Source organism: Thioalkalivibrio sp. ALJ24 (genome assembly GCF_000377785.1).
In the GTDB taxonomy this organism is placed as follows: Bacteria; Pseudomonadota; Gammaproteobacteria; order Ectothiorhodospirales; family Ectothiorhodospiraceae; genus Thioalkalivibrio.
Map to the genome: position 1 here is coordinate 100,406 of NZ_KB898730.1, position 21,554 is coordinate 121,959.

A 21,554-nucleotide genomic window follows, 5' to 3' on the forward strand; every position below is an offset into this window, starting at 1 on the left:
CCCCGGGCCCGTGCGCGCTACAACAGCCGCTCCACCGGGAACAGGATGGTGAAGTCCGACAGGATCTGACGCATGGGCCCGGCTTTCGGGTCGCGATTCCAGGTGCGCCCCGCGTCGTCCCGCCAGAGCAGGTTACCCTCGCTGTCCAGTTCGACCTGGTAGGAGAATTCGGGCTGGATAATCCGCTCGTGCATCTCCACCACCTGGCCCACCAGGGCCGGGTCGCGCAGGAATACGCCCGATTCGGTGTTGCTGTAGGCCGAACGCGGGTCCAGGTTGTAGGAGCCAACGAACGCCTCATGGCCATCCATCACGAAGGCCTTGGTGTGCAGGCTGGTCTGTGACGAACCCACTCCCCAGCGCTGCGCCCGTTCCTCGCCATTGGGCAGCGCGGTGGGGCGCAGCTCGTGCAGCTCCACGCCGCCCCGCAGCAGCGCCGACCGGCGACGCGAGTACCCGCTGTGGGTGAACACCACGTCGTTGGACGCCAGCGAATTGGTCAGCACGCTGACGCGCGCGCCGCTCTCGGCCAGTTCCACCAGCTCCCGCGTACCCTGACGACGGGGCACGAAATACGGCGAGATGATGCGCAGCTCGTCGCTGACCCCGGCCAAGCGGGCCCGCAGTGCGGAGGTGACCCCGTCGTCGCGCTCGGCGTCGAATTCGCGGCCATCCAGCGCCTTGGCCGGCGGATCGACCACGAAATCGGCGGCCCGGGTCCAGACGTAGGCATCGTCGGCGTCGATGTGCCCAGGGGGCAGGCGGCCCGCCGGGGTCTTCTGCAGCAGGGGATGGTCATTCTGCGTGGACAGCCAGTCCTGCAGCGCCTCGCGGTGTTTCTGGAGGCGTTCGGGGTCGGGGCTGCGGGAGGTGACCTGCGCGATGTCGATGGCTCCGCGGCTGTTCCAGTACGTCTGGAAGGAGGCATCGACCTCGACGGCCATGGGTCCGGCGATCGCCACATCGAGGTCTGCGAAGTTGTATTCCGGGCTGGCGTCAAAGTATTCGTCGCCGATGTTCCGCCCGCCGATGATGGCCAGATGGCCGTCCGCTACCCAGGCCTTGTTATGCATGCGACGGTTGAGCAGCACGCCCCGGACGAGGAATTCCGCGCTCTGACCGAACAGGCCGCCCCGGGTGCGGAAGGGGTTGAACAGGCGGATGTCGATGTTGGGATGCTCGTCGACCGCGCTCAGGACGTCGTCGCGCCCGCGCGCGTCGATGTCATCCAGCAGGACCGATACCTCTACCCCGCGATCGGCCGCGCGCAGCAGCTCGCCCAGCAGGGCCCGCCCGGCCGCGTCGTTGCGCCAGATGTAGTACTGGACATGCAGGGTTTCCCGGGCCTTGCGGGCGCTGAAGGCCCGCCACTGGAAGGCCTCCACCGCGTCATCGAGCAGGCGCAAGCCGGATTCATCCGGGGCATCGGCGAGACGGGGGGCGAGCCATTCTGCGAGGGGGCCTTCGGCGGCCGGTTCGACGGGAGGAGGATTCGACGGACGTTCGCCGCGCGGCTCCAGTGGCGCACAGGCGGAGGCCAGCAACAGTACCGCCAGACCCGTAATTGAAGCCCTGAGTCTGATCCTCGACCCCATGCCGACCGCCCCGATCTTCGGCGGCCCGGTCCCGATCCGGGGAATCCGGGCGTAAAAAAGGCGAGCCGGAACATGTCAGGCTCGCCTTTCAGATATCTGGTAGGCGCGAGTGGACTCGAACCACCGACCCCCACCATGTCAAGGTGGTGCTCTAACCAACTGAGCTACGCGCCTGTCGTGTCCGAGCCGCGTATTCTACAGCGTCTTTCAGGTGTGTCAAAGGGATCTTCAAGATGTTGTCTCTACGAGGTTTTTCGGGCAGACGCAACGCTCTCGCGGAGTCCGTCAGTCGATGTCAGGGACGGCAGAAGTGAAGAACGGGCGTCCAGCGCGAAGCCTCTCGAACGGCTTTGGCCCATCTGTAGCCCACATGTAGCCCATTTTGTGGCCCACGCCCTTCGACAGGTCTTGGAAACGGCTCGCCAAAGTGAGCACCACCCGGAACGGGCCCAAGAGCCGCTCTTCGGAGCATCTCACGATTCACCCTCGCCACTCGCATCGCTGTCCGGGACGTATTCGGCGAGGTCCCCCACCTGGCAGTCGAAATAGGCGCAGAGAGCGTCAAGACTGTCCGTGGTCGCGTTGTAACCCCGCTGATTCGCCATCTTGGAGAGACTGGTCCGGTTCACGCCAGTCGCTTTGGAGATCTCCTCCAGCGTGATGCGCCGACCCTCCTGAAACGCCTTGTCCGCTATTCGTTCCTTCAGACGAAATCGGATCATTGTTCGTGCCTCTTGGCTAACAAACGTTCTTGACAGGAACGTTCGTGTTCTGTAGTATTCGTTACGTATGGTTAACATACGTCAACAAAAGGAGACTTCTGTGAATCAGAACACGTATCTTACGCCAGAGCAGGCTGCAGCGCGACTGCAGTTCAATACCCGGTATTTCCGGAACGTGATCATGAAAGAGCATCTGGTCGAAGGCGTGCACTTCGTCCGTGCCTTTGACCGCCGCAAGTACCTCATTATCTGGGAGAAGGTCGAAGAAACGCTGCTGGAGAACCAGCCCGTGACCCAGACCGAGCAGGGCCTCGGAATCCCGATGGCCCGGGGAGGGGTGTGCCATGCCTAGTGTTCGCGTACACCACAACGGCAAGCTGTTCTTCGATTTTCGGTATCGGGGCCAGCGGTGCCGGGAGTATTCCCAACTGCAGGATACGCCGAAGAACCGGCGCGCCATGGAACGGGCGCTCAAGAAGATTGAGGCGGAAATCGAGCTGGGAGTCTTCGATTACGCCAAGACCTTCCCGAACAGCCGCAATGCGCAGCGCTTCGCGCAGCCGGATGCAGTCGTTTCGCAGGAGAGCGGTCCCGAGGCGTCCGCGGATCAGCCCACGATGCGGGAGTTCAGTGACACCTGGTTCGCGGAAAATGCTCCGCTGTGGAAGCCCTCGTACCAGACGAAGGTGACCGACATCCTGTCGAAGCACGTGGTCCCGCAGTTCGGGGACCGAAAGGTCGGCGACATCCAGAAATCCGAAATTCTCCAGTATCGCGCACAACTCGCCAAAGTGAACCGCGATACCGGGAAGGCGCTCTCCGCGTCTCGGATCAACCAGATTCTGAACGTAACGAAGCAGATTCTGGAGGAAGCCGCCGACCGCTTTGACTTTAACACGCCGTTTCAGGGCATCAAGCCCATGCGGATCGGGCGTTCGCAGGTGGATCCGTTCTCGCTTGAGGAGGTCCAGCGGTTTCTGGATGCCGCGCCGCCGGAATGGCGCGGGTATTTCCTGGTCCGCTTCTTCACCGGCATGCGGACGTCCGAGATCGACGGGCTGAAGTGGGACTGCGTCGACTTCGACCGTCGGGAGATCCTGGTGCAGTCGGCCCGGGTGCAGGGCGAGGAGACCACGACCAAGACCGACGGTTCGACGCGGACGATCCAGATGTCCGACGTGGTGTACCGAGCGCTGATGGAGGAACGCGAGGCCATGCGTCAGCGCCCGGAGACCCACCGCAGCCGCTACGTGTTCTCCACCCGGTACGGGTATCCGATTGCGTACCGCAACGTGAACAACCGGGTCTGGTACCCGACGCTGAAGAAGGCCGGACTCAAGCGCCGCAATCCCTACCAGACGCGGCACACGGCCGCGACCCTGTGGCTGGCGGCCGGCGAGAGCCCGGAATGGATTGCCCGGCAGATGGGGCATTCCAACACCAAGATGCTGTTCACGGTGTATTCGCGTTATGTGCCCAACCTGACGCGCCAGGACGGGTCCGCCATCGACCAGCTCCTGCGTATGCGCCTGCAGGGCGGGACGGTCGACAGCAGCAGGGAGGTGGAACATGAAGGCTGAAACCGTGGAAGACCTCAAGATGTTCGTGGAGCTCGACGACATCGCCTGCCACGAACCGGTGGACCTGTCGGCACGAGTGGAGATCTTCGAAAAAGGGACGGCACCGAGCGGTGAGCCGTACCTGAGGCTGCGCCTGTATGACTCTTCCGGATGGGTCGGGGCGTTTGCCCGGTGCGGTGACTGGGCCGGCCACGGTCTGGTGGACGGCCAGCTCCGGGACCTCTCGCTGCACACGGCGGACACGCCCAAAGGGCAACGGGTGCTGGTCGCGCACCCGGATTACGGTCAACCGCCGTGCGAACGGGATGCGCTGGACCTTCTGCCGGCGCACCGCGCGCCGCATCCGGAGGACCTGGGCCGCCTGATCGAGTTGGTTGAAGGCCTGGAGACCGAAGGCTATCGAGCGTTCGTTCGGGACGTCTTTTCCGACCCCAACTTCGCCATCAGCTTCGTGACCGGCACGGCCTCGGGCCGCTGCCATCATGCGGAGCGGGGCGGTCTGCTGAATCACAGCCTGGAAGTGGCCGAAGCGGTCTCCGTGGCCACCGAGCGCATGAGCGTGGCCACCTGCATGCGGGAAGCCGGGATCCTGCTGGCGCTCTTTCACGATGTGGGGAAGTGCGCCGTCCCGGATGCGCACCGTATTCCGGAAAAGCGCCACGAGCGGCTGATCGAATATCACCTGCAGGAACCCATGGCCGCGCTGCGGAAGCGGGACCGGGATGCGCATGACGCGCTCTGGCTCACCATCGCCGCCTACCGCAGCGGCGAGACCTATGGCGCCCCGATGGCGGCCCTGGTGCAGGGGGTCGACCAGTGCAGCGCTCAGGCGGATGTTGCGCAGCGGGCACTTCGTGCGGGCCGTAAGGGCTACTGGCATCGGTTCTGCGGAGGGCGCGCGGTATGGATGCCCCCGAGGGATCCCGAACGCCCGGCCGGCTGGCTGGGGAGTACTTAAGGGGATGGAGGAAAAGGCGGGGCGAGTCCCCGCCTTTTCTTTTGGTCAACCGAAAACTTCGGAGATGCGGCTTCGCATGAGCATCCCGGCGTAGGGCGATGCGAGGGCGATTCCTACGGCTCGCCCGGCTCTCGTGGCATGCTGGCTCCATGTGCGGGCGAATGACGCGTTACAGCGCGACCAGCGAGCTGGCCATGCGCTATTTCCAGGTGCCGGTCGATGCGGGTTTCGACGCACCGCGGTACAACGTCGCGCCGGGGACGGAGCTGGAAGGGTTCCGTGCGGGCGACGATGGACGGGCCGCCTTCCAGCCGATGTTCTGGGGCTTTCGTCCCCAACGCGTCGAGGAGGGCCCCCGGCCCATCAACGCGCGGGCCGAGAAAGTGGCCACCAGCCCGTATTTCCGCGCGGCGTTCGCGCATCGCCGTTGCATCGTGCTGGCCGACGGCTGGTACGAGTGGCGGCGGACGGAGCAGGGCAAGCAGCCGTATTACATCACCCTGGCTGAAGACGCGCCGCAGGGCGTGCTGATGATGGCGGGGATCTGGGAGCCCACCGCCGACGGCGGCGCCTGCTGCGCCATCATTACCGAACCCGCATCCGGCCGCCTGGCGCATATCCACGACCGCAAGCCCCTGTTGCTCGATGCGTCCTGCCGCTGGGACTGGCTGGACCCGGCACTCACCGAACGGGAAGCGATCCGAACACGGACGCAGCGCCTGACCCCCGACGCCCTCCGGTATCACCCGGTGTCCACCCGGGTGAACCGGCCCGCTGAGGACGACCCGTCGCTGATCGAAGCGATTCCCTGATGGGCTCCAGAGCCTTTATTCGCGATCCTCGTCCCGTTCCTGGTCCGCGTCCACCAGCGGATCGCCGCCCAAGTGGTCCCGCAGGGCCTCGTACTGGCGCAGCGCCGCAAGCATCTGCACAAACTCGCTTTCGTGCAGCAGGACCACGCGCGAGCCATCCCGGATGCGAACGAACTCGGGGTGCAGAACCAATTCTTTGAAGGCGATTTCGCTGGACATGGGGGCACTCGCTTCCGGGGTCATTCGGACGGGTATGCATGTTCGGCCCGTGCGTTGCAGGCCATGTTCCCGCGGCCGGGCGACAGAAACGGACGTCCGGATGGGCCATCCTGAAGCGGAAATCCATTCGCCGGGGTTGCCATGGACGTTCTCAAAGCCTTTTTTGCCTTCCTGCTCGTTGCGCTGACGGCCGCATCACCGGCTACATCGACGAGCAGCCGCCGGGGCCGACCTACATCCGCGGTGCGGACGGCCGGATCCGTGGCACCGTGGAGGAGGGGCCGGGCTCCGCGCCGACGCGGATTCGCGATACGGACGGGCGCATTCGGCATGAAATCGATCTGCCTCGCTAATCGCTGGTCTGGTCATGCCCCCGCTGCGCAGTACTGGCGTCGCGTCTTTGCGCCGGTGATGACCGGCTGGCAGGCTCCACCGTGAGCGTGACAACCGACGGACAGGGGATGGACGGGAGATGACCCCGGGCAACGGAATGCGCGCGACGCTGCAGCGGCGGATGCTGCTGCTGGGCATGGTGCCAAGGCAGCCCCGCCGGGTGAGTGCACCGGAACTGGTTGAACGCCTGCAGGCGCGGGGTCTGGATACGACCCTGCGGACCATCGAACGGGACCTGGAATCGCTTTCGGCATTTCTACCGCTCGGACGCGACGAGCGGGACCGTCCGTATGGCTGGTACTGGCTGGCCGACGCCCCGTTGCAGGATATGCCTGCCCTGGATCCCGAGACGGCGCTCACCCTGCAGATCCTGGATGCTCACGCAGCGCGCCTGCTGCCGCCGTCAGCCCGGGAACGGCTGGCACCGCAGGTCGCCCGTGCGCGGGAGGTGCTGGACGCCACGGGTCAGTCGTCCGGCCTGAGTCTGTGGCCCGAGCGGGTGCGCATCCTCCCCAACGGTCCGCCACTGGATCCGCCGCCGATCCCGGAAGGCGTGTTCGCGACCGTGCAACAGGGCCTGCTGGAACGCCGTTGCCTCGACATCACCTACCGCTCTCGCTCGAAGGAGCGGGTGCGAGACCACCGCATCCACCCTCTGGCGCTGGTGTTCCGCGAGCCGGTCACCTACCTCCTGGCCACCATCGAGCCGCACCAGGACGTGCTGCATCTCGCCGCACACCGGATCGAGGCCGCGGCGCTGACCGAAGTGACGGCGCGCGATCCGGACGCCGGCTTCGATCTTGACCAGCTCATCCAGGAAGGCGCATTCGATTACCCCGAGGGCGAGACCATTCGCATCGAACTTCGGGTGAGTCCGGCGCTGGCTTACCACCTGCACGAAGCGCGCCTGTCCGACGACCAGACCATCGAGCCCGAAGGGAACGGCGAGCGCTCCCGCGTCACGGCCACCGTCCGCGACACCGCGCACCTGAAATGGTGGCTGCTGGGCCTGGGCGCGGGGGTCGAAGTGCTTGGCCCGACGAATCTGCGTGAGGCCATCGCCGAGGAATTGAAGACGGCACGGGACCATTATGGTGGCGCCGATTCCTGACCCCCCGTTCGTCCACCCAGAAGAGTCGGAGATTCCGGGCGACAATGGCTGTCGCCCGGAAGGTTCAGCATGACCTTGCACCCGGATCACTGAAAAAGGGATTTACATGAAACCTCAAACAAAAAGGCATCTGCTGACCGTCGGCCCACTGGCGCCGATGGTGGCGCTGGCGCTGGGCAGTTACGACGAAGAGGGAACCGCACGCGAAGTCGAGGATATGGAGGTCGAGCACCGGGTGTCGGCGCAGGAGCTGTTTGCGGAATATGACGCCAACGAAGTCAGGGCCGACGAGGCTTATGCCGATACCGTAGTGGCCGTCACCGGGATCGTCGAAAACATCGGGCGCGATATTGCGGACACGCCCTACATCACGTTCGAGACGGACAACCCGATCGTGGGCATCCAGTGCATGCTGGCGGAGTCGGATGCGGGTCTGGCGGCCAGCGTGGATTCCGGTGATCGAATAACCCTCAAGGGGCGGGTCAGTGGAAAACTCGGCAATGTGGTCATCCGCGGCTGTCAGGCGGAGTGACGGGCCGGGGTACACGGTGCCCGTCCTGCTGGGGCTGGTGCCGCTGCTTCCGGGCGCCTTGATCTATATTGGCTTCCGGCCGGAGACGCTGATCTTCGTGTCCTGGCTGGAATCGTCCGGGCTGGGCGAGCTGTACCGGTTCCTCCGGGCGTTGCTCGGTCCGGCGGCGGGTCTCATGCCGGACTGGGCCATCTACAACCTGCCGAACGGGCTGTGGGCGTTTGCCGTGATCGCGGTGATTGCCGTCGTCTGGCCGCTGCGCAGCCTGGCGGGTGGCTTCTACCTTTCGATCGGCATTCTGCTGACCTGGGGCCTCGAAGTGCTGCAGCGGTTCGGCCTGATGCCCGGAACGTTCGATCCCGGCGATCTGGCAATGATGGCGTTGCTCGGGGGCGCCGGTCTCCTCACGGGCGTTGCGCTGAGGACGCGCCGGGCCCCGAACTAGCGCCCGCAAAGGTCGCGAGCGGTCTGGATTTGCTGGACAATGCCTAAAATCCCATGATCTTCCTCGGGAAGTGACATCGCGAGCAGGAGAGCAGCAGTTGAACACGGAGAACCATTCGGAGACGGCGGCGTGGATCTGGTCGGTGGCGGATCTGCTGCGCGGGGACTTCAAGCAGTCGCAGTACGGGCGGGTGATCCTGCCGTTCACGCTGCTGCGGCGGCTGGAGTGCGTGCTGGAGCCAACCAAGGACACGGTGCTTGCAGCCGCCAGGGAGCACGAGCAGAAGCCGGATGCCGTGCGGGAGAAGCTGCTGCTGCGCGCATCGGAGCAGCCGTTTTTCAATACCTCGCCCCTGTCGCTGGTCAGCCTCTCGGATACGCAGCCGGCCGAGGACCTGATGAGCTACATCCAGTCCTTCAGTAAGGACGCCCGCGAGATCTTCGATCACTTCCACTTCGAGGACTATGTCGAGCAGCTTTCCGCTCACAACCTCCTGTACCAGGTGGTGCAGCGTTTCGCCGCCATCGACCTGCGCCCGGCGCGCATCTCGAACTTCGGCATGGGGCTCGTGTTCGAGGAGCTGATCCGCAAGTTCGCGGAGAGCTCCAACGAGACCGCCGGGGAGCACTTCACCCCGCGTGACGTGGTCCACCTGACCACCTCGCTGGTGCTCACGGGGCAGGACCACAAGCTCCAGCCGCACGGCATCGTCACCGTGTACGACCCGACCTGCGGTACCGGCGGCTTCCTGTCCGAGAGCGAGGAGTACATCCAGCAGATCAGCCAGGATGTGAGCGTGTCCTTGCACGGGCAGGAGCTGAACCCCGAGTCCTACGCCATCTGCAAGGCGGACATGCTGATCAAGGGCCAGGATGTCGAGAACATCAAGCTCGGCAACACCCTGTCCGACGACCAGCACGCGGACGAGCACTTCGACTACATGCTCGCCAACCCGCCGTTCGGCGTGGAGTGGAAGAAGGTCCAGAAGCAGGTGACCGACGAGCACAAGCACAAGGGCTTCAACGGGCGTTTCGGCCCCGGCCTGCCGCGCGTGTCCGACGGCTCGCTGCTGTTCCTGCTGCACCTGGTCAGCAAGATGCGCGACCCGCGGGAGGGTGGCTCGCGCATCGGCATCATCCTCAACGGCTCGCCGCTGTTCACCGGCGGGGCCGGCAGTGGCGAGTCCGAGATCCGCCGCTACCTGCTGCAGCACGACATGGTGGAGGCCATCATCGGCCTGCCCACCGACATGTTCTACAACACCGGCATCGCCACCTACATCTGGGTGCTGAACAACCGCAAGCCGGCCGAACGCCGCGGCCATGTGCAGCTCATCGACGCCACCGAGCGCTACGCCAAGATGCGCAAGTCGCTCGGCTCCAAGCGCCAGTACATCGACGACGCCAACATCGACGCCATCGTGCGCAGCTACGGCGCCTTCCAAGAGAGCGCCAAGAGCAAGATCTTCCCGAACGAGGCCTTCGGCTACCGCCGTATCACGGTCGAACGCCCGCTGCGCCTGAACTTCCAGGCCAGCCCCGAGCGCATCGAACGCATGCTGGCCGAAAAGCCGATCCAGAAACTGGACGAGACCACCCGCCTGGGTGTGCAGGCCGCCTGCGAGCGGCTGGACGCCGAGCGCGTATACACCAACCGCGAGACCTTCCTGAATGACCTGAAGGCCCAGTTGAAGGCGCTGGACGTGAAGCTGCCCGCCGCCGCGCTGAAGGCCGTATGGAACGGCCTGAGCGAACGCGACCCGGAAGCCGACATCTGCACCGACAAGAAGGGCAACCCGGAACCGGACAGCGACCTTCGCGACACCGAGAACGTCCCGCTGGGCGAGGACGTTTTCGAGTACTTCGAGCGCGAGGTGAAGCCGCACGTCCCCGACGCCTGGATCGACGAGGACAAGCGCGACGAACAGGACGGCGAGATCGGCATCGTCGGCTTCGAGATCCCCTTCAACCGCCACTTCTACGTGTTCCAGCCCCCGCGCCCGCTGGAAGAGATCGACGCCGACCTGAAGGCTGTCACCACCCGCATCAAGCAGATGATCGAGGAGCTGTCGGCGTGAGCTTCCCCAAGTATCCCGAGTACAAGGACTCCGGCGTCGAATGGCTGGGCGAGGTGCCGGCGCATTGGAATAAGACAGCTCTGAAGTTCCTCGGCGATTATTTCAATGGGTACCCATTTAAGCCCGAAGATCGTGGTGAAGAAGGGCTGCCTATTATTCGGATTGCTCAGCTGACCGGCGAAAGCGAACCCGCTTTGTTTTTCGGACATATCGATGAAAGAAACAAAGTCAATGATGGGGATCTTTTGTTCTCGTGGTCAGCGACCATCGATGCATTTATTTGGTACGGGGGCGACGCATGGCTGAATCAGCACATATTCAAAGTAACCCCCTCGCGGGAGGCGGTGAAAAAATTCCTCTATTATGTAATCAAGCACGTCGCACCTAGGTTGGCCGACTTCGATGCTCATGGCAGCACCATGAAGCACATTAAGAGAGAAAGTTTGGCGCAACGGGTATATGTGCCATGTCTTCACGAACAGGTTGTTATCGCCGCCTTCCTCGACCACGAGACCGGGAAGATCGATGCGCTGATCGAGGAGCAGCGGCGGCTGATCGAGCTGCTGAAGGAGAAGCGGCAGGCGGTGATCTCCCACGCCGTCACCAAGGGCCTCGACCCCAACGTGCCCATGAAGGACTCCGGCGTCGAATGGCTGGGCGAGGTGCCGGCGCATTGGGAGGTCGTGAAGTTTTCCAGAGTTGTCCAGATTTCGGAAGGTCAAGTAGACCCCAAACAAGAACCGTATCGGGAAATGGTTCTCGTGGCACCGAACCATGTTGAATCCAATACTGGTCGTTTGATCGCGCAAGAAAGCGCAGAAAGCCAGGGCGCCGAGAGCGGAAAGTACCTATGTTGCCCAGGAGACGTTGTTTACAGCAAGATCCGGCCGGCTTTGCGCAAGGCTTGCCTGGCAGACAAGCCGTGCCTTTGTAGTGCAGATATGTACCCGTTGAGAGCCCGACACAGCCTGGACAACTGTTTTTTGTTGTGGACGATCTTATCGGAACCATTTTCTCGATTCGCCGTCATGGAATCGCAACGGGTGGCGATGCCAAAAATCAACCGAGAATCTCTGAATGAGCTTCACCTTCTTCTGCCCCCACCGGAGGAACAAAGGGAGATCGTGGCACAGATAGACAAGGAGATACAGACAATAGACAGGCTGCTCCAGGAAGGGGAATCGGCGGTGCGAATCCTAGACGAACGACGTTCAGCGCTGATCTCTGCCGCTGTCACCGGCAAGATCGACGTGCGCGACTGGGGGGGCGGGGCCGAGACGGACGAGCCGGAGCTGGCGATGGTCGCTGAGGAGTCGGCCGGATATTCGGCACTAGGCGGTGCCCAATGACCCAGGGCCGCAGCATCCGCCTGTTCCTGGTGGACGGCACGCCGCACGGGCTGCTGACGGCGGAGATCATGAACTGGACCGGGCATGTGCTTACCGGGCCACGGGGCAAGTTGAGCGAGCTGGTGCAACGCCCGGAGTGCGGGCGCACTGGCGTGTACTTTCTGGTCGGGCCGGACGCGGAGAACAGTGCCCGCCCGCAGGTGTACATCGGGGAGTCGGATGATGTCGGCAAGCGGCTCAAGCAGCACAACCGCACCGAGGAGCAGGGCGGCAAGGACTTCTGGGAGAAGGTCTGCCTGATCACCAGCAAGGACCAGAACCTGACCAAGGCCCATGTGAAATACCTGGAGAGCCTGCTGATCCAACAGGCCCAGAAGGTGGGCCGGTGTACCCTGAACAACAACACCCGCCACGACTACATTGGCCTGCCCGAGGCCGATCAGGCCGACATGGCCTTCTTCCTGGAGCAGATCCGCACCGTCCTGCCCGTACTCGGCTTCGAGTTCCTGCGCGACGCCAGCCGGCCGCCTTCCCGCGATACCGTGGAGGGTCTGGCTGGTGACACCTCCGAGGTGCGGGAATCGCCCCGGTTCCGCATGACCCTGCCCAAGCACGGCATTACTGCGTATGGCCAGGAGACAGAGGGGGAGTTCTTTGTGCTGGAGGGCTCTCAGGCGCGATCCGCGTGGGTAGGGCCAGCCCACGGCTATCAGCGCCTGCACCAGCAACTGTGTGAAGAAGGGGTCGTTGCGGAAGGCGGGGATGGCCTGCTCCGGTTCACGCGAGACTATGCGTTTTCCAGCCCCAGTGCGGCGGCTGCTATGGTGAGCGGAAGGACAGCCAACGGCCGTGCGGAATGGAAGCGCGAAGACACCGGCCAGTCCTACGGGGAGTGGCAGGACGAGTTGGTCAGCGAGGCGGCCGGGGCCGACGCCGACGAGTCTTAATTTCGGGGAGCATTATGGCGGACAGCAGGGAAGCCCAGTTTCAGCAGGACATCATCGACGCGATGACCGCCGATGGCTGGCTGACCGGTCCGGCCAGCGGCTATGACGCCGCCCATGCGCTGTACACCGAGGATCTGGTGGCCTATCTGCAGGAAGCTTGGCCGGAACGGTGGGAGAAGTTCGCCGCCAAGAACCCGCAGGACCCGCAGAAGGCCCTGGTGCGCGCGGTCACCCGCGAGCTGGAGCGCGGCGGCACGCTGGACGTGCTGCGCCACGGGGTGAAGACCCCGGGGGTGAAGCTGGAGCTCTGCAGCTTCAGGCCCGACCACGAGATGAACCCCGAGTCTCTGGCGCGTTACCGCGCCAACCGCCTCCGGGTGGTGCCGGAGGTCTCGTACTCGCCGCACGCGCGCAGCGGCGAGTACAACCCGCGGCTGGATCTGGTGCTGTTCGTCAACGGCATCCCCACCGCCACGCTGGAGCTGAAGAGCGAGTTCAAGCAGTCGGTGGAGAACGCCAAGCGCCAATACCGGCGCGACCGCCCGCTGAAGGATCCGGTCACCCGCAAGCCCGAGCCGCTACTGACCTTCAAGCGCGGGGCGCTGGTGCATTTCGCGGTCAGCCAGGACCAGGTGGCGATGACCACGCGCCTGAACGGCAAGGACACTGTGTTCCTGCCCTTCAATCGGGGCACCGAAGACGGCGGCGCCGGCAACCCCGCACCCCCGGACCCGAACAGCTACGCCACCGGCTACCTGTGGCAGCGCGTGTTCCAGCCTGATGCCTGGCTCCGGATCATCGGCCGCTTCCTGCACCTGGAGCAGAAGACCGAGGAGGACTTCCACGGCAAGCGCCGCAAGAAGGAAGCGTTGATCTTCCCGCGCTTCCACCAGTGGGACGTGGTGAACCGCCTGATCGAAGCCACGCGCGAGGAAGGCGCCGGGCAGCGCTACCTGATCCAGCACAGTGCCGGCTCCGGCAAATCCAACTCCATCGCCTGGATCGCGCACCAGCTCGCCGCGCTGTACGACGAGGCGGGCGGCAAGCTGTTCAACTCCGTGGTGGTGGTCACCGACCGCACGGTGCTGGACAGCCAGCTCCAGGACACCATCTACCAGTTCGACCATGCGCACGGTGTGGTGCGGCCGATCACCCGCGATGTCGGCAGCCAGAGCAAATCGGAGCAACTGGCCGAGGCGCTGGCCGAGCAGACCCGCATCATCATCGTGACCATCCAGACCTTCCCGGCGCTGTTCGACGCGCTGGACAAGCGCCCGGACCTGGCCGCCGGGCGCTACGCGGTGATCGCCGACGAGGCGCATTCCTCGCAGACCGGGTCCTCCGCCACCAAGCTGAAGGCGATTCTCGGAACGGACAAGCCGGAGGACGAGGAGATCAGCGCCGAGGAACTGCTGGACGCGGCCGTGGCCGCGCGCAAGCCGGCCGAGCGCATCAGCTACTACGCCTTCACCGCCACCCCCAAGGCGAAGACCCTGGAGCTGTTCGGCCGCCCGCCGGATCCGGAGCTGCCACCCTCGACGGATAACAAGCCCGAGCCCTTCCACCTGTACTCCATGCGCCAGGCCATCGAGGAAGGCTTCATCCTCGACGTGCTGAAGAACTACACCACGTACTCCACCGCCTGGAAGCTGGCGCACCCGCACGCCGACGACCAGGAGGTGGAGTCGCGCAAGGCCTCGACGAAGATCGCCCGCTGGGTGCGCCTGCACCCCTACAACATCACGCAGAAGGTCGAGGTGATCGTCGAGCACTTCCGTGCCAACGTGCGCCACCTGCTGGATGGCCAGGCGAAGGCCATGGTGGTGACTGGCAGCCGCCAGGAAGCCGTGCGCTACGCGTTGGCCATGCGCGAGTACATTCAGGGGAAGGGCTACCCCGACGTACACGCGCTGGTCGCCTTCTCCGGCTCCGTTCCGCCGGACGAGGTGATCCCCGAGGAGGTAACCGAGACCAGCTCGCTGTTGAACCCGGGGCTGAAGGGCCGCGACCTGGCCGAGGCCTTCGACACCGACGAATACAACGTGATGATCGTTGCCAACAAGTTCCAGACCGGGTTCGACCAGCCCCGGCTCTGCGCCATGTACGTGGACAAGAAGCTGCAGGGCGTGGAGTGCGTGCAGACCCTCTCGCGGCTGAACCGCACCTTCCCGGGCAAGGAGGACACCTTCGTCCTCGACTTCTTCAACGACGCCGAAGACATCCTTGAGGCCTTCCGCCCGTACTACAACAAGGCCGAACTGGCCGACGTCTCCGACCCGCAGATCGTCTACGACCTGCAGAAAAGCCTGGACGCCACCGGCATCTACCACTGGGACGAGGTCGAGAACTTCGCCCGCGCGTTCTTTGATCCGAAGGCCGGCGCCAGCCAGCTCAGCTACTACTGCCAGCCCGCGAAGGAGCGCTACCACGCCCGCTACAAGGCGGTGCTGGAGCAGATCCAGACCTGGAAGGCCGCCTACGACGAGGCCGAACGCAATGGCGACAAGCCGGGTCTGCACCGCGCCGAGCAGGAGCTGAAGGACGCCCACACCACCCGCGACGAGCTCGACCTGTTCCGCAAGAACCTGCAGAGCTTCGTGCGCAGCTACGAGTTCCTGTCACAGATCGTCGACTTCGAGGACCACGAGCTGGAACAGCTCAACGTCTACGCCCGCGCCCTGCATCCGCTGCTGCGCATCGAGAACCTCGAAGAAGAGCAAATCGACGTCGACGAACTGGAGCTGACCCACTACCGCCTGAACAAGCGCGCCGAACAGCGCCTGAGCCTGGAAGAGGAGGGCGCCGATTACGAAGGCCTCAAGCCCGTCTCCGACGTCGGGTCGGGCAAACCGCACGACCCGGAGAAGAAACGCCTCTCCGAGATCATCGACCAGCTCAACGAACTCTTTGGCGCCGAGGTGAGCGACGAAGACAAGCTCCAGTTCGCCAACGGCATCGCCGACCGCATCCGCCGCGACGATGCCGTGATGGCCCAGGTCGAGAACCACAGCCCCGACCAAGTGATGCACGGGCTGTTCCCCAAACGCGTCACCGACACCGTCCTCGACGCCATGACCGAACACGAGAAATTGTCCATGCAGGTCCTAGACGACCCGGAGCGGCAGCGGGACTTTGCCCTCGTGATCCTGCGCCTGCTGACCGGCGCGCCAAGGGAACAACGAACTGCGACCACCTGGCCCGGACAATGAATAAGTGCTTCAGTACATCGTGGCCCCCGTTAACAGGAAAGCGAAAGCCACAATGCTGCCATGCCGTCATTCGTTTTCGCACGGAGTCTCGCATGTGCGCATAGCCAACCGAATCGGATGGAACCTAGATCGCGGAATATCACGGCTATATCTGTGTTAGCCAGATTCTGTCTAATACACTTTTAGGGGGTATGCCCTTGGAAAGTGAGCTGCAAATTGTAGTGACATCGGGATGGACGGGAATTATCACTGCCTTTGCTACTACAACAGCGGTAATAGTCGCCCTTGGATTACATTTCCATAGGCTTTACCGGGATCGCCAGGACGCAACAGCGCAAGCTGATAAAAACGCTACCGTTGCACTCCAAGCAGCTTATTCAGAGATTAGAGCGTTAGATACCTACTTCGGTCTCGTGAAGCTGAATTTACACGATCTCAGCGATTCTGCGGCTGTAGATATCCTGCTCACAGTGGCGGATCCCGAGAATCAGCTTGATCCAGATCTCCCAGTGGTCGTTGTGGAAAGTCGAATGGAAGTGGTTTCCCGGCTGCCGACGAAGCTTTCCGGCGTGTATTCCGGTGCAATGGCGAGGTACCGAATTGTTAGAGAACATTCGGAACGATTAATTAAGCACTACAATGGAAGCAAAGAGGAGCTAATTGCTGATCAAAGCAGAGGGAGTAAGTCCGCGAATTTCCTTCGTGTGGCCGCATTTGTAAGGAAGGCTGCAACCGAAGGAGAAGAATACACTGGGCTGTTGATTGCTGAAGCGGAAAAACGTGATCCGGACTTAAAGCCAGTTAAAGTGTCTGGTAAAGAGGTCATGGATGAAGCAAGCCGGCAAGAAAGTGATAACCGCTAACCATCGGTTGCAGGTGACACTCGTACCTCGCGTACCTGAACCGGAGTGTTAGGTAGAAAAAGCGTCGGAAGCCATGGGTGAATATAACCTAGAATTTGCGGAAGCTATGGCTGAGGCCAGCAATCTAATTCTTCATAGCGAATCCTTGCACGAGGAAGGACAGCGAGCCGCTTTGTATACAGCTTTGGTTGCGTGCGAGATAGCGCTTAAATATGCACTATCTGAGGCAGGGGTAACGGTACCCAAGACGCACGATCTTTCAAAGCTCATGGGTCTCGTGTCAGATTGCTCCATTGAGGACGTGGATTCAAACGGGGCTATCAAGCGCGTCCCGGCGAGTCGCATACGGGGTGTCTCCGCCAGCGACAATTATAGTGATGCCACGCTCGGTAATTTGCTTGAGGCAGAGGAGTTTGGCGCATCTAAATTTCCCAACGAAATTCGCTATGGTCGTACGCTAGAGCACTTCCCAGCATCGGTCATGCAGCAAGCCAGTCTTAAGCTTATTGCCTGGGTTAAATGCTATGCTCCAAGCATTCAAGCCTAACAAAGCGCATCAATAAGGGGCTGACGGGCGCCGGACGCCCTTTTCGTTGAGTCTGCGCATCCACTACAAGGGCGCCGTTGTGCGCTGGCGTTATCAATAAGACCGACGGATCATGATGACTTGGTGGGGGAGAACCGGCTGGCTTATCGGGTGCGCGCTACTCGCATCGATATTGACTGCTGTGGTTGCTGTCGTGTGGCTCGCGCAAGCCTCGATCGGAGTGGACCCGCCGCACTTGTATACTCTAGTCGCAGCTTCTTTCGGTCTCATCATAGCGGTCTGGAGCGGATCGATCTCGTTTAGGGTTTCAAAACAAGCTGAAAGAGATCGATACCCGTTTCCGCTGCCTGAAATTGACCTTCGGAGCAGGCCAGTTCTATACCTGTTTCGCGTAAAAACTACGGAATCAGCGCAGCCAAGAATATTTTTATTAAATGGGATAACGAAGACTACCCAAAGCATAACGATGGCGCAGCGCCGTTTTCTCGAGACGATGGGGGGAGCTATATGCCCGCCCTTGGGGCTGGCCAATCAATTGCGGGGTATCTGGGTTCGGTTGTGGATAAGGAGCGGGCCTTGGGGTATCAATGGAGTGGTGTCGTGAGATTCGAGACTACATTAGGTAAATCTTGTGCGGAGCCCTTCGTGATCGGTGACTCTCAATATAAGAAGCCGCTTTGTACGATACAGAGTGGACAGGAATTGTGGCCGCACTGTCTAAATTCATCCTGATTATCAATGAAGCTCATCCAGGCTCACTGAGTGAGCCACCCCCGGGCGTACGCTGGAGGTCCACATCCAGCGGAGAGCGGCATCATGGCGCAGAACCGGATTCAGTTTCAGCAGGGCCTGTCGTTGCCGGCGTTCCTGGCGCGTTACGGCACGGAGGCTCAGTGCGAATCGGCGCTCGAGGAGGCCCGCTGGCCGGACGGCTTTCGCTGTCCACGCTGCGGGGGCGGGGCCCACTGCGTACTGCACAGGCCGCGCAAGTGGTTTCAGTGCCAGGTCTGCCGGCACCAGGCCTCGCTGACCGCCGGCACCGTGATGCAGGGGACCAAGCTGCCGCTGACCACGTGGTTTCTGGCCATCTATCTGATCGGTCAGGACAAGACCGGGCTTTCGGCCCTGGAGCTGAAGCGTCAGCCGGGAGTCAGCTACCCCACTGCCTGGGCACTGCACCACAAGCTGATGAAGGCGATGGCCGAGCGGGAGGCACACTATACGCTCGACGGCATCGTGCAGGTGGATGATGCCTATCTGGGCGGCGAACGGACCGGGGGCAAAGTGGGACGCGGGTCGGAGAACAAGGTGGCGTTCGTGGCGGCGGTCTCGCTCGACGACGCTGGGCATCCGCGACGAGCCAAGCTGACGCCGGTGAAAACCTCCAGCGCCGAAGTCATGGGCCAGTGGGCCCGCACCTGGCTGGCGCCGGGCAGCACCGTCCGCTCCGACGGTCTGGGCTGCTTCCGGGCGGTCACGCAGGCCGATTGCCGGCATGAGCCCACGGTCGGGGGCGGCCGCAAGTCCCGGGATCTGCCCGAGTTCCAGTGGGTCAACACGGTGCTTGGCAACCTGAAGACCCGCCTGAGCGGAGCGCACCATGCGTTTGCGTTCGTCAGGTACGCCGAGCGATACCTCGCGGCCTTTGCCTATCGCTTCAACCGCCGTTTCGATCTGGCGGCATTGCCCAAGCGGCTGCTAGTCGCTGCCGTGGGCTATGGGCCCGCACCCCTCTGCTCCCTACGGTCGGCGGAGTCTCATTGATAATCAGGAAATTCATGGCGCGTAGACCGAAAAAAGGAGAATGCTAACAAAGGCGTCAACTTGGACTGGCTTAACCTTCGTCTTCGCTACGGGTAAGCTAGCCGGTTACGGTAGGGTTGGCATGCTTGGAGTACCCGTGTGAAAACAGGCGAATACCCAGATCTGTTCTCATCAGGCGATGGGTCTCATGATTGGCAGTTGACCGCATGTCTGAACTTCTCGTTAGACCAACGCCATGGCTACGTTGAGGGATACAAGCGAGCGGCGGAGGTGCTCATCGCCCATGTTGGCGAAGAGCGGCAAGACCAAGACTATTTTGTATATCCCATTGTTTTTATGTACCGGCAGCACTTGGAGTTGCAGCTAAAGGGGATCATTCTCCTCGCGCGCAGGCTTCTACAAAGACCCGAAGAAGGGCATCCAACCCATCACAAACTTAACTGTTTGTGGTCACTAGCCAAAGGCTTGGCCAGGGACGTCTGGGCAGATCATGGTGACCCACCGGAGTTCGCGGCTGCGGATCACTTCATAGAACAGTTTTCCACGGTTGACCCCGAATCCATGGCTTTTCGCTATCCAGATAAGAAGGATGGGTCCCCCTCACTTCCGGGAATCACGCATATCAACTTTGACCATCTGCAGCAATGTATGAACCAGATTATACCATTCCTTGATAGCATTGCATGCGGCGTTGAGAATAAGCTTGATGAAATGGAGAGCCACCCCAACGATTAGTTCTAATGTAGGATGCCAGCAATACGCTCGAGCGGACGCGTTGGCGCGCCACTCAGCGCTAACGTTAGGATTGACAGCAGCCAGGTGAAGGATTCATGAACACGTGCATGACAATTACCTGTGGTACGTGTGAGCAAGATACCGACTGCAGGATTGGATATTCGAATCGACTCATTCAGCCAATCGAGTTTTCATGCCCACATTGTCATTCGCAACTGGAAATCATATTAGACATCTCCGACGCCCCTCGTGCCAAATTCAGTTTTAATGGGTGTGAACCATCTATGCACCAAGCCAATGGCCCTTTCTCCGGGGCAAACCCTTTTGTCGACCTTCATTTGGATTTCCCGGTTAAATTCGGCGAGTATGTGCAAGGCGGCACACCATGGTTTTCTTCACTTGCGCAAGTGGAGGAAGCGACGGGCGGGGACCGAAGGAAAGCTTTTGAGATGTCCCAGTTTCATTCGGATAGGTTGCATGCTCTGAATCAGCTCTATCCAAAGTCCGAAGAGCTGAAGCGGATAATCAATCTTTATCATGGAAAGAATAAGCAACTTTTCCAGCGAAGGGCGGCAGAATATCTTGAGGAAGATGAAGAGCAATCCCTTCTTCCACAAGATCTGAATGCTACCCTTTATCGGGTTATAGCCAAAGCCTTCTTCCCATTTGTCGTGCATGAACATGGGAGGGAGATTTCGGAAAAATTGCCGAGGATGCTCTTCGCACTCGACAGAGCGGCCTTGGATTCGTTTATTGATGAGATATTTAGTTCAGGATTCATAGATGCCCTTCAGAGAGATTGTCTGAAGATATACCCAAAGATATTTGATGCGGAGCTACCATTGCGGCCTGCACTATTTCTAGACCTTATCAAGGGAGAAGAGTCAGAAATTGTGGCTGGGCGCGTTTCGTCAAGCGACTTTTATAGCTTCAAGGACCTCTACAAAGATATTCTAGAAGTTATCGGTAGGCAACTCGTGCTTGTCTCCGGGATAAATAATCTTTTACATAGAGGAGATGCAAACTCGTTTAGGACTATTGATGGGGGCGCATTGAGTAGTCTGCAAAAATTCTCCGAAAAGACTCTTTCCGACAAGTTCAAGTACCTAGATGACTGCTGGTACGACTTCTCCCAACACGTTTTTAACCTTGGGCTGCGCAATGCCGTCGCCCACAATAACGTTCTGTACAACCAATCAACACAGGTTATTACCTATTTTCCAGATGGTGGCCGACTTGATAACGCTCAAGGGGAAGACCTTGCGTTTCTTGATTTCATGCGTTTGCTGCTCATCTCATTCCGAGAAATGCATAATCTACATCACGTCATTAAGTCTCTTTATTATTACAAGTTTCTAATCTACGACCAGCGACCTGCCCATGAACAATCCTAATAATGGCGTGAATGCGGATGATCAAGAACGGCGCCGCCTTGCTCAGCTGTGTTCGGCTGCCGGTTACGCGAAGTGTTAGCTTCCGCGATGAAGTCAAATCTTTCCTTTCGGGTGCTGGAATGTGGCGGCCTTCCGAGCCGATACAATCGATACCGGGGCCCTGTGCCAAAACACCGGAGGCGCCGTTATGACGGCTTCTAGGGGAGCTTCGCACGCAGTTTACTTGAGGGTGGGATCAACAGGTGGGCTTCCCTTGCTGCGAGTAGTCAGGGTTTTCGATGGAAAGCGGTGGCGCAAGAAGC

19 protein-coding genes and 1 tRNA gene are annotated in these 21,554 nt (G+C 61.4%); 16 read left to right on the forward strand and 4 right to left on the reverse strand.

Features of this window, described 5'->3' with window-relative positions; translation table 11 throughout:
• Nucleotides 1-17: 17 nt before the first annotated feature.
• From D571_RS0110380 to D571_RS0110390, 3 genes are all read right to left on the reverse strand, one after another.
• Nucleotides 18-1,595, reverse strand: a complete 1,578-nt coding sequence (locus tag D571_RS0110380) for a phospholipase D family protein (RefSeq protein ID WP_026287778.1) — start codon at nucleotides 1,593-1,595, stop codon at nucleotides 18-20.
• Nucleotides 1,596-1,692: 97 nt separating this feature from the next.
• Nucleotides 1,693-1,769, reverse strand: a tRNA-Val gene (locus D571_RS0110385).
• 299 nt (nucleotides 1,770-2,068) lie between these two features.
• On the reverse strand, nucleotides 2,069-2,317 hold the full coding sequence (locus D571_RS0110390; RefSeq protein ID WP_018936623.1) for a helix-turn-helix transcriptional regulator: 249 nt from the start codon (nucleotides 2,315-2,317) through the stop codon (nucleotides 2,069-2,071).
• A gap of 100 nt (nucleotides 2,318-2,417) precedes the next feature.
• Here D571_RS0110390 and D571_RS0110395 point away from each other — a divergent pair, with 100 nt between their 5' ends.
• The 4 genes from D571_RS0110395 to D571_RS0110410 all read left to right on the forward strand — a co-directional run bounded on the left by D571_RS0110395 (nucleotide 2,418) and on the right by D571_RS0110410 (nucleotide 5,667).
• Nucleotides 2,418-2,669 carry a hypothetical protein gene (locus D571_RS0110395; RefSeq protein WP_019570762.1) on the forward strand — a complete coding sequence of 84 codons (252 nt, stop codon included), beginning with the start codon at nucleotides 2,418-2,420 and terminating at the stop codon, nucleotides 2,667-2,669.
• Complete coding sequence (locus D571_RS0110400) at nucleotides 2,662-3,897, forward strand: site-specific integrase (RefSeq protein WP_051076178.1); 1,236 nt, start codon at nucleotides 2,662-2,664, stop codon at nucleotides 3,895-3,897. Before D571_RS0110395 ends, D571_RS0110400 begins: the two co-directional genes overlap by 8 nt.
• Nucleotides 3,887-4,855: an HD domain-containing protein gene (locus tag D571_RS0110405; RefSeq protein WP_018936626.1), complete on the forward strand. Its 969-nt coding sequence runs from the start codon at nucleotides 3,887-3,889 to the stop codon at nucleotides 4,853-4,855. Before D571_RS0110400 ends, D571_RS0110405 begins: the two co-directional genes overlap by 11 nt.
• Nucleotides 4,856-5,016: 161 nt before the next feature.
• Nucleotides 5,017-5,667 carry an SOS response-associated peptidase gene (locus D571_RS0110410; RefSeq protein WP_018936627.1) on the forward strand — a complete coding sequence of 217 codons (651 nt, stop codon included), beginning with the start codon at nucleotides 5,017-5,019 and terminating at the stop codon, nucleotides 5,665-5,667.
• A gap of 15 nt (nucleotides 5,668-5,682) precedes the next feature.
• On the opposite strand, the gene D571_RS0110415 is transcribed toward D571_RS0110410, so the two are convergent.
• Nucleotides 5,683-5,886: a hypothetical protein gene (locus D571_RS0110415; protein WP_018936628.1), complete on the reverse strand. Its 204-nt coding sequence runs from the start codon at nucleotides 5,884-5,886 to the stop codon at nucleotides 5,683-5,685.
• A gap of 472 nt (nucleotides 5,887-6,358) precedes the next feature.
• On the opposite strand from D571_RS0110415, the gene D571_RS0110420 reads away from it, so the two are divergent.
• From D571_RS0110420 to D571_RS14125, 12 genes are all read left to right on the forward strand, one after another.
• Nucleotides 6,359-7,390 carry a YafY family protein gene (locus D571_RS0110420; protein WP_018936629.1) on the forward strand — a complete coding sequence of 344 codons (1,032 nt, stop codon included), beginning with the start codon at nucleotides 6,359-6,361 and terminating at the stop codon, nucleotides 7,388-7,390.
• 106 nt (nucleotides 7,391-7,496) lie between these two features.
• Nucleotides 7,497-7,922 carry a hypothetical protein gene (locus D571_RS0110425; protein ID WP_026287780.1) on the forward strand — a complete coding sequence of 142 codons (426 nt, stop codon included), beginning with the start codon at nucleotides 7,497-7,499 and terminating at the stop codon, nucleotides 7,920-7,922.
• A 16-nt stretch (nucleotides 7,923-7,938) separates the two neighbouring features.
• Nucleotides 7,939-8,367, forward strand: a complete 429-nt coding sequence (locus tag D571_RS0110430; RefSeq protein WP_018936631.1) for a hypothetical protein — start codon at nucleotides 7,939-7,941, stop codon at nucleotides 8,365-8,367.
• 97 nt (nucleotides 8,368-8,464) lie between these two features.
• Entirely contained in the window at nucleotides 8,465-10,444 is a 1,980-nt protein-coding gene (locus D571_RS0110435; RefSeq protein ID WP_018936632.1) for a class I SAM-dependent DNA methyltransferase, read from the forward strand.
• Nucleotides 10,441-11,793 (forward strand): restriction endonuclease subunit S, encoded by a 1,353-nt coding sequence (locus D571_RS0110440; RefSeq protein WP_018936633.1) that lies wholly within the window; start codon nucleotides 10,441-10,443, stop codon nucleotides 11,791-11,793. The genes D571_RS0110435 and D571_RS0110440 overlap by 4 nt, the downstream gene beginning before the upstream one ends.
• The gene (locus tag D571_RS0110445) at nucleotides 11,790-12,740 is read left to right on the forward strand and encodes a GIY-YIG nuclease family protein (protein ID WP_018936634.1); all 951 of its coding nucleotides are present in this window, start codon (nucleotides 11,790-11,792) and stop codon (nucleotides 12,738-12,740) included. Before D571_RS0110440 ends, D571_RS0110445 begins: the two co-directional genes overlap by 4 nt.
• Nucleotides 12,741-12,754: 14 nt before the next feature.
• Entirely contained in the window at nucleotides 12,755-15,949 is a 3,195-nt protein-coding gene (locus D571_RS0110450) for a type I restriction endonuclease subunit R (RefSeq protein ID WP_018936635.1), read from the forward strand.
• A 197-nt stretch (nucleotides 15,950-16,146) separates the two neighbouring features.
• Nucleotides 16,147-16,812 carry a hypothetical protein gene (locus D571_RS14285; protein WP_156815776.1) on the forward strand — a complete coding sequence of 222 codons (666 nt, stop codon included), beginning with the start codon at nucleotides 16,147-16,149 and terminating at the stop codon, nucleotides 16,810-16,812.
• Between the two features lie 73 nt (nucleotides 16,813-16,885).
• Nucleotides 16,886-17,359 (forward strand): HEPN domain-containing protein, encoded by a 474-nt coding sequence (locus tag D571_RS14120; RefSeq protein ID WP_083916895.1) that lies wholly within the window; start codon nucleotides 16,886-16,888, stop codon nucleotides 17,357-17,359.
• A gap of 816 nt (nucleotides 17,360-18,175) precedes the next feature.
• Nucleotides 18,176-19,123 carry an IS1595 family transposase gene (locus D571_RS0110455; protein ID WP_018936636.1) on the forward strand — a complete coding sequence of 316 codons (948 nt, stop codon included), beginning with the start codon at nucleotides 18,176-18,178 and terminating at the stop codon, nucleotides 19,121-19,123.
• A gap of 138 nt (nucleotides 19,124-19,261) precedes the next feature.
• Nucleotides 19,262-19,858, forward strand: a complete 597-nt coding sequence (locus D571_RS14290; RefSeq protein ID WP_156815777.1) for a hypothetical protein — start codon at nucleotides 19,262-19,264, stop codon at nucleotides 19,856-19,858.
• Nucleotides 19,859-20,142: 284 nt separating this feature from the next.
• Nucleotides 20,143-21,252 (forward strand): hypothetical protein, encoded by a 1,110-nt coding sequence (locus tag D571_RS14125; protein ID WP_198003806.1) that lies wholly within the window; start codon nucleotides 20,143-20,145, stop codon nucleotides 21,250-21,252.
• Nucleotides 21,253-21,554: the final 302 nt, after the last annotated feature.

Coding starts and splice junctions, on each gene's coding strand:
- D571_RS0110380 (WP_026287778.1), bottom strand. CDS start 1,595: ATGGGGTCGAGGATCAGACTCAGGGCTTCAATTACGGGTCTGGCGGTA.
- D571_RS0110390 (WP_018936623.1), bottom strand. CDS start 2,317: ATGATCCGATTTCGTCTGAAGGAACGAATAGCGGACAAGGCGTTTCAG.
- D571_RS0110400 (WP_051076178.1), top strand. CDS start 2,662: ATGCCTAGTGTTCGCGTACACCACAACGGCAAGCTGTTCTTCGATTTT.
- D571_RS0110405 (WP_018936626.1), top strand. CDS start 3,887: ATGAAGGCTGAAACCGTGGAAGACCTCAAGATGTTCGTGGAGCTCGAC.
- D571_RS0110410 (WP_018936627.1), top strand. CDS start 5,017: ATGACGCGTTACAGCGCGACCAGCGAGCTGGCCATGCGCTATTTCCAG.
- D571_RS0110415 (WP_018936628.1), bottom strand. CDS start 5,886: ATGTCCAGCGAAATCGCCTTCAAAGAATTGGTTCTGCACCCCGAGTTC.
- D571_RS0110420 (WP_018936629.1), top strand. CDS start 6,359: ATGACCCCGGGCAACGGAATGCGCGCGACGCTGCAGCGGCGGATGCTG.
- D571_RS0110425 (WP_026287780.1), top strand. CDS start 7,497: ATGAAACCTCAAACAAAAAGGCATCTGCTGACCGTCGGCCCACTGGCG.
- D571_RS0110445 (WP_018936634.1), top strand. CDS start 11,790: ATGACCCAGGGCCGCAGCATCCGCCTGTTCCTGGTGGACGGCACGCCG.
- D571_RS0110450 (WP_018936635.1), top strand. CDS start 12,755: ATGGCGGACAGCAGGGAAGCCCAGTTTCAGCAGGACATCATCGACGCG.
- D571_RS14120 (WP_083916895.1), top strand. CDS start 16,886: ATGGGTGAATATAACCTAGAATTTGCGGAAGCTATGGCTGAGGCCAGC.
- D571_RS0110455 (WP_018936636.1), top strand. CDS start 18,176: ATGGCGCAGAACCGGATTCAGTTTCAGCAGGGCCTGTCGTTGCCGGCG.
- D571_RS14125 (WP_198003806.1), top strand. CDS start 20,143: ATGCACCAAGCCAATGGCCCTTTCTCCGGGGCAAACCCTTTTGTCGAC.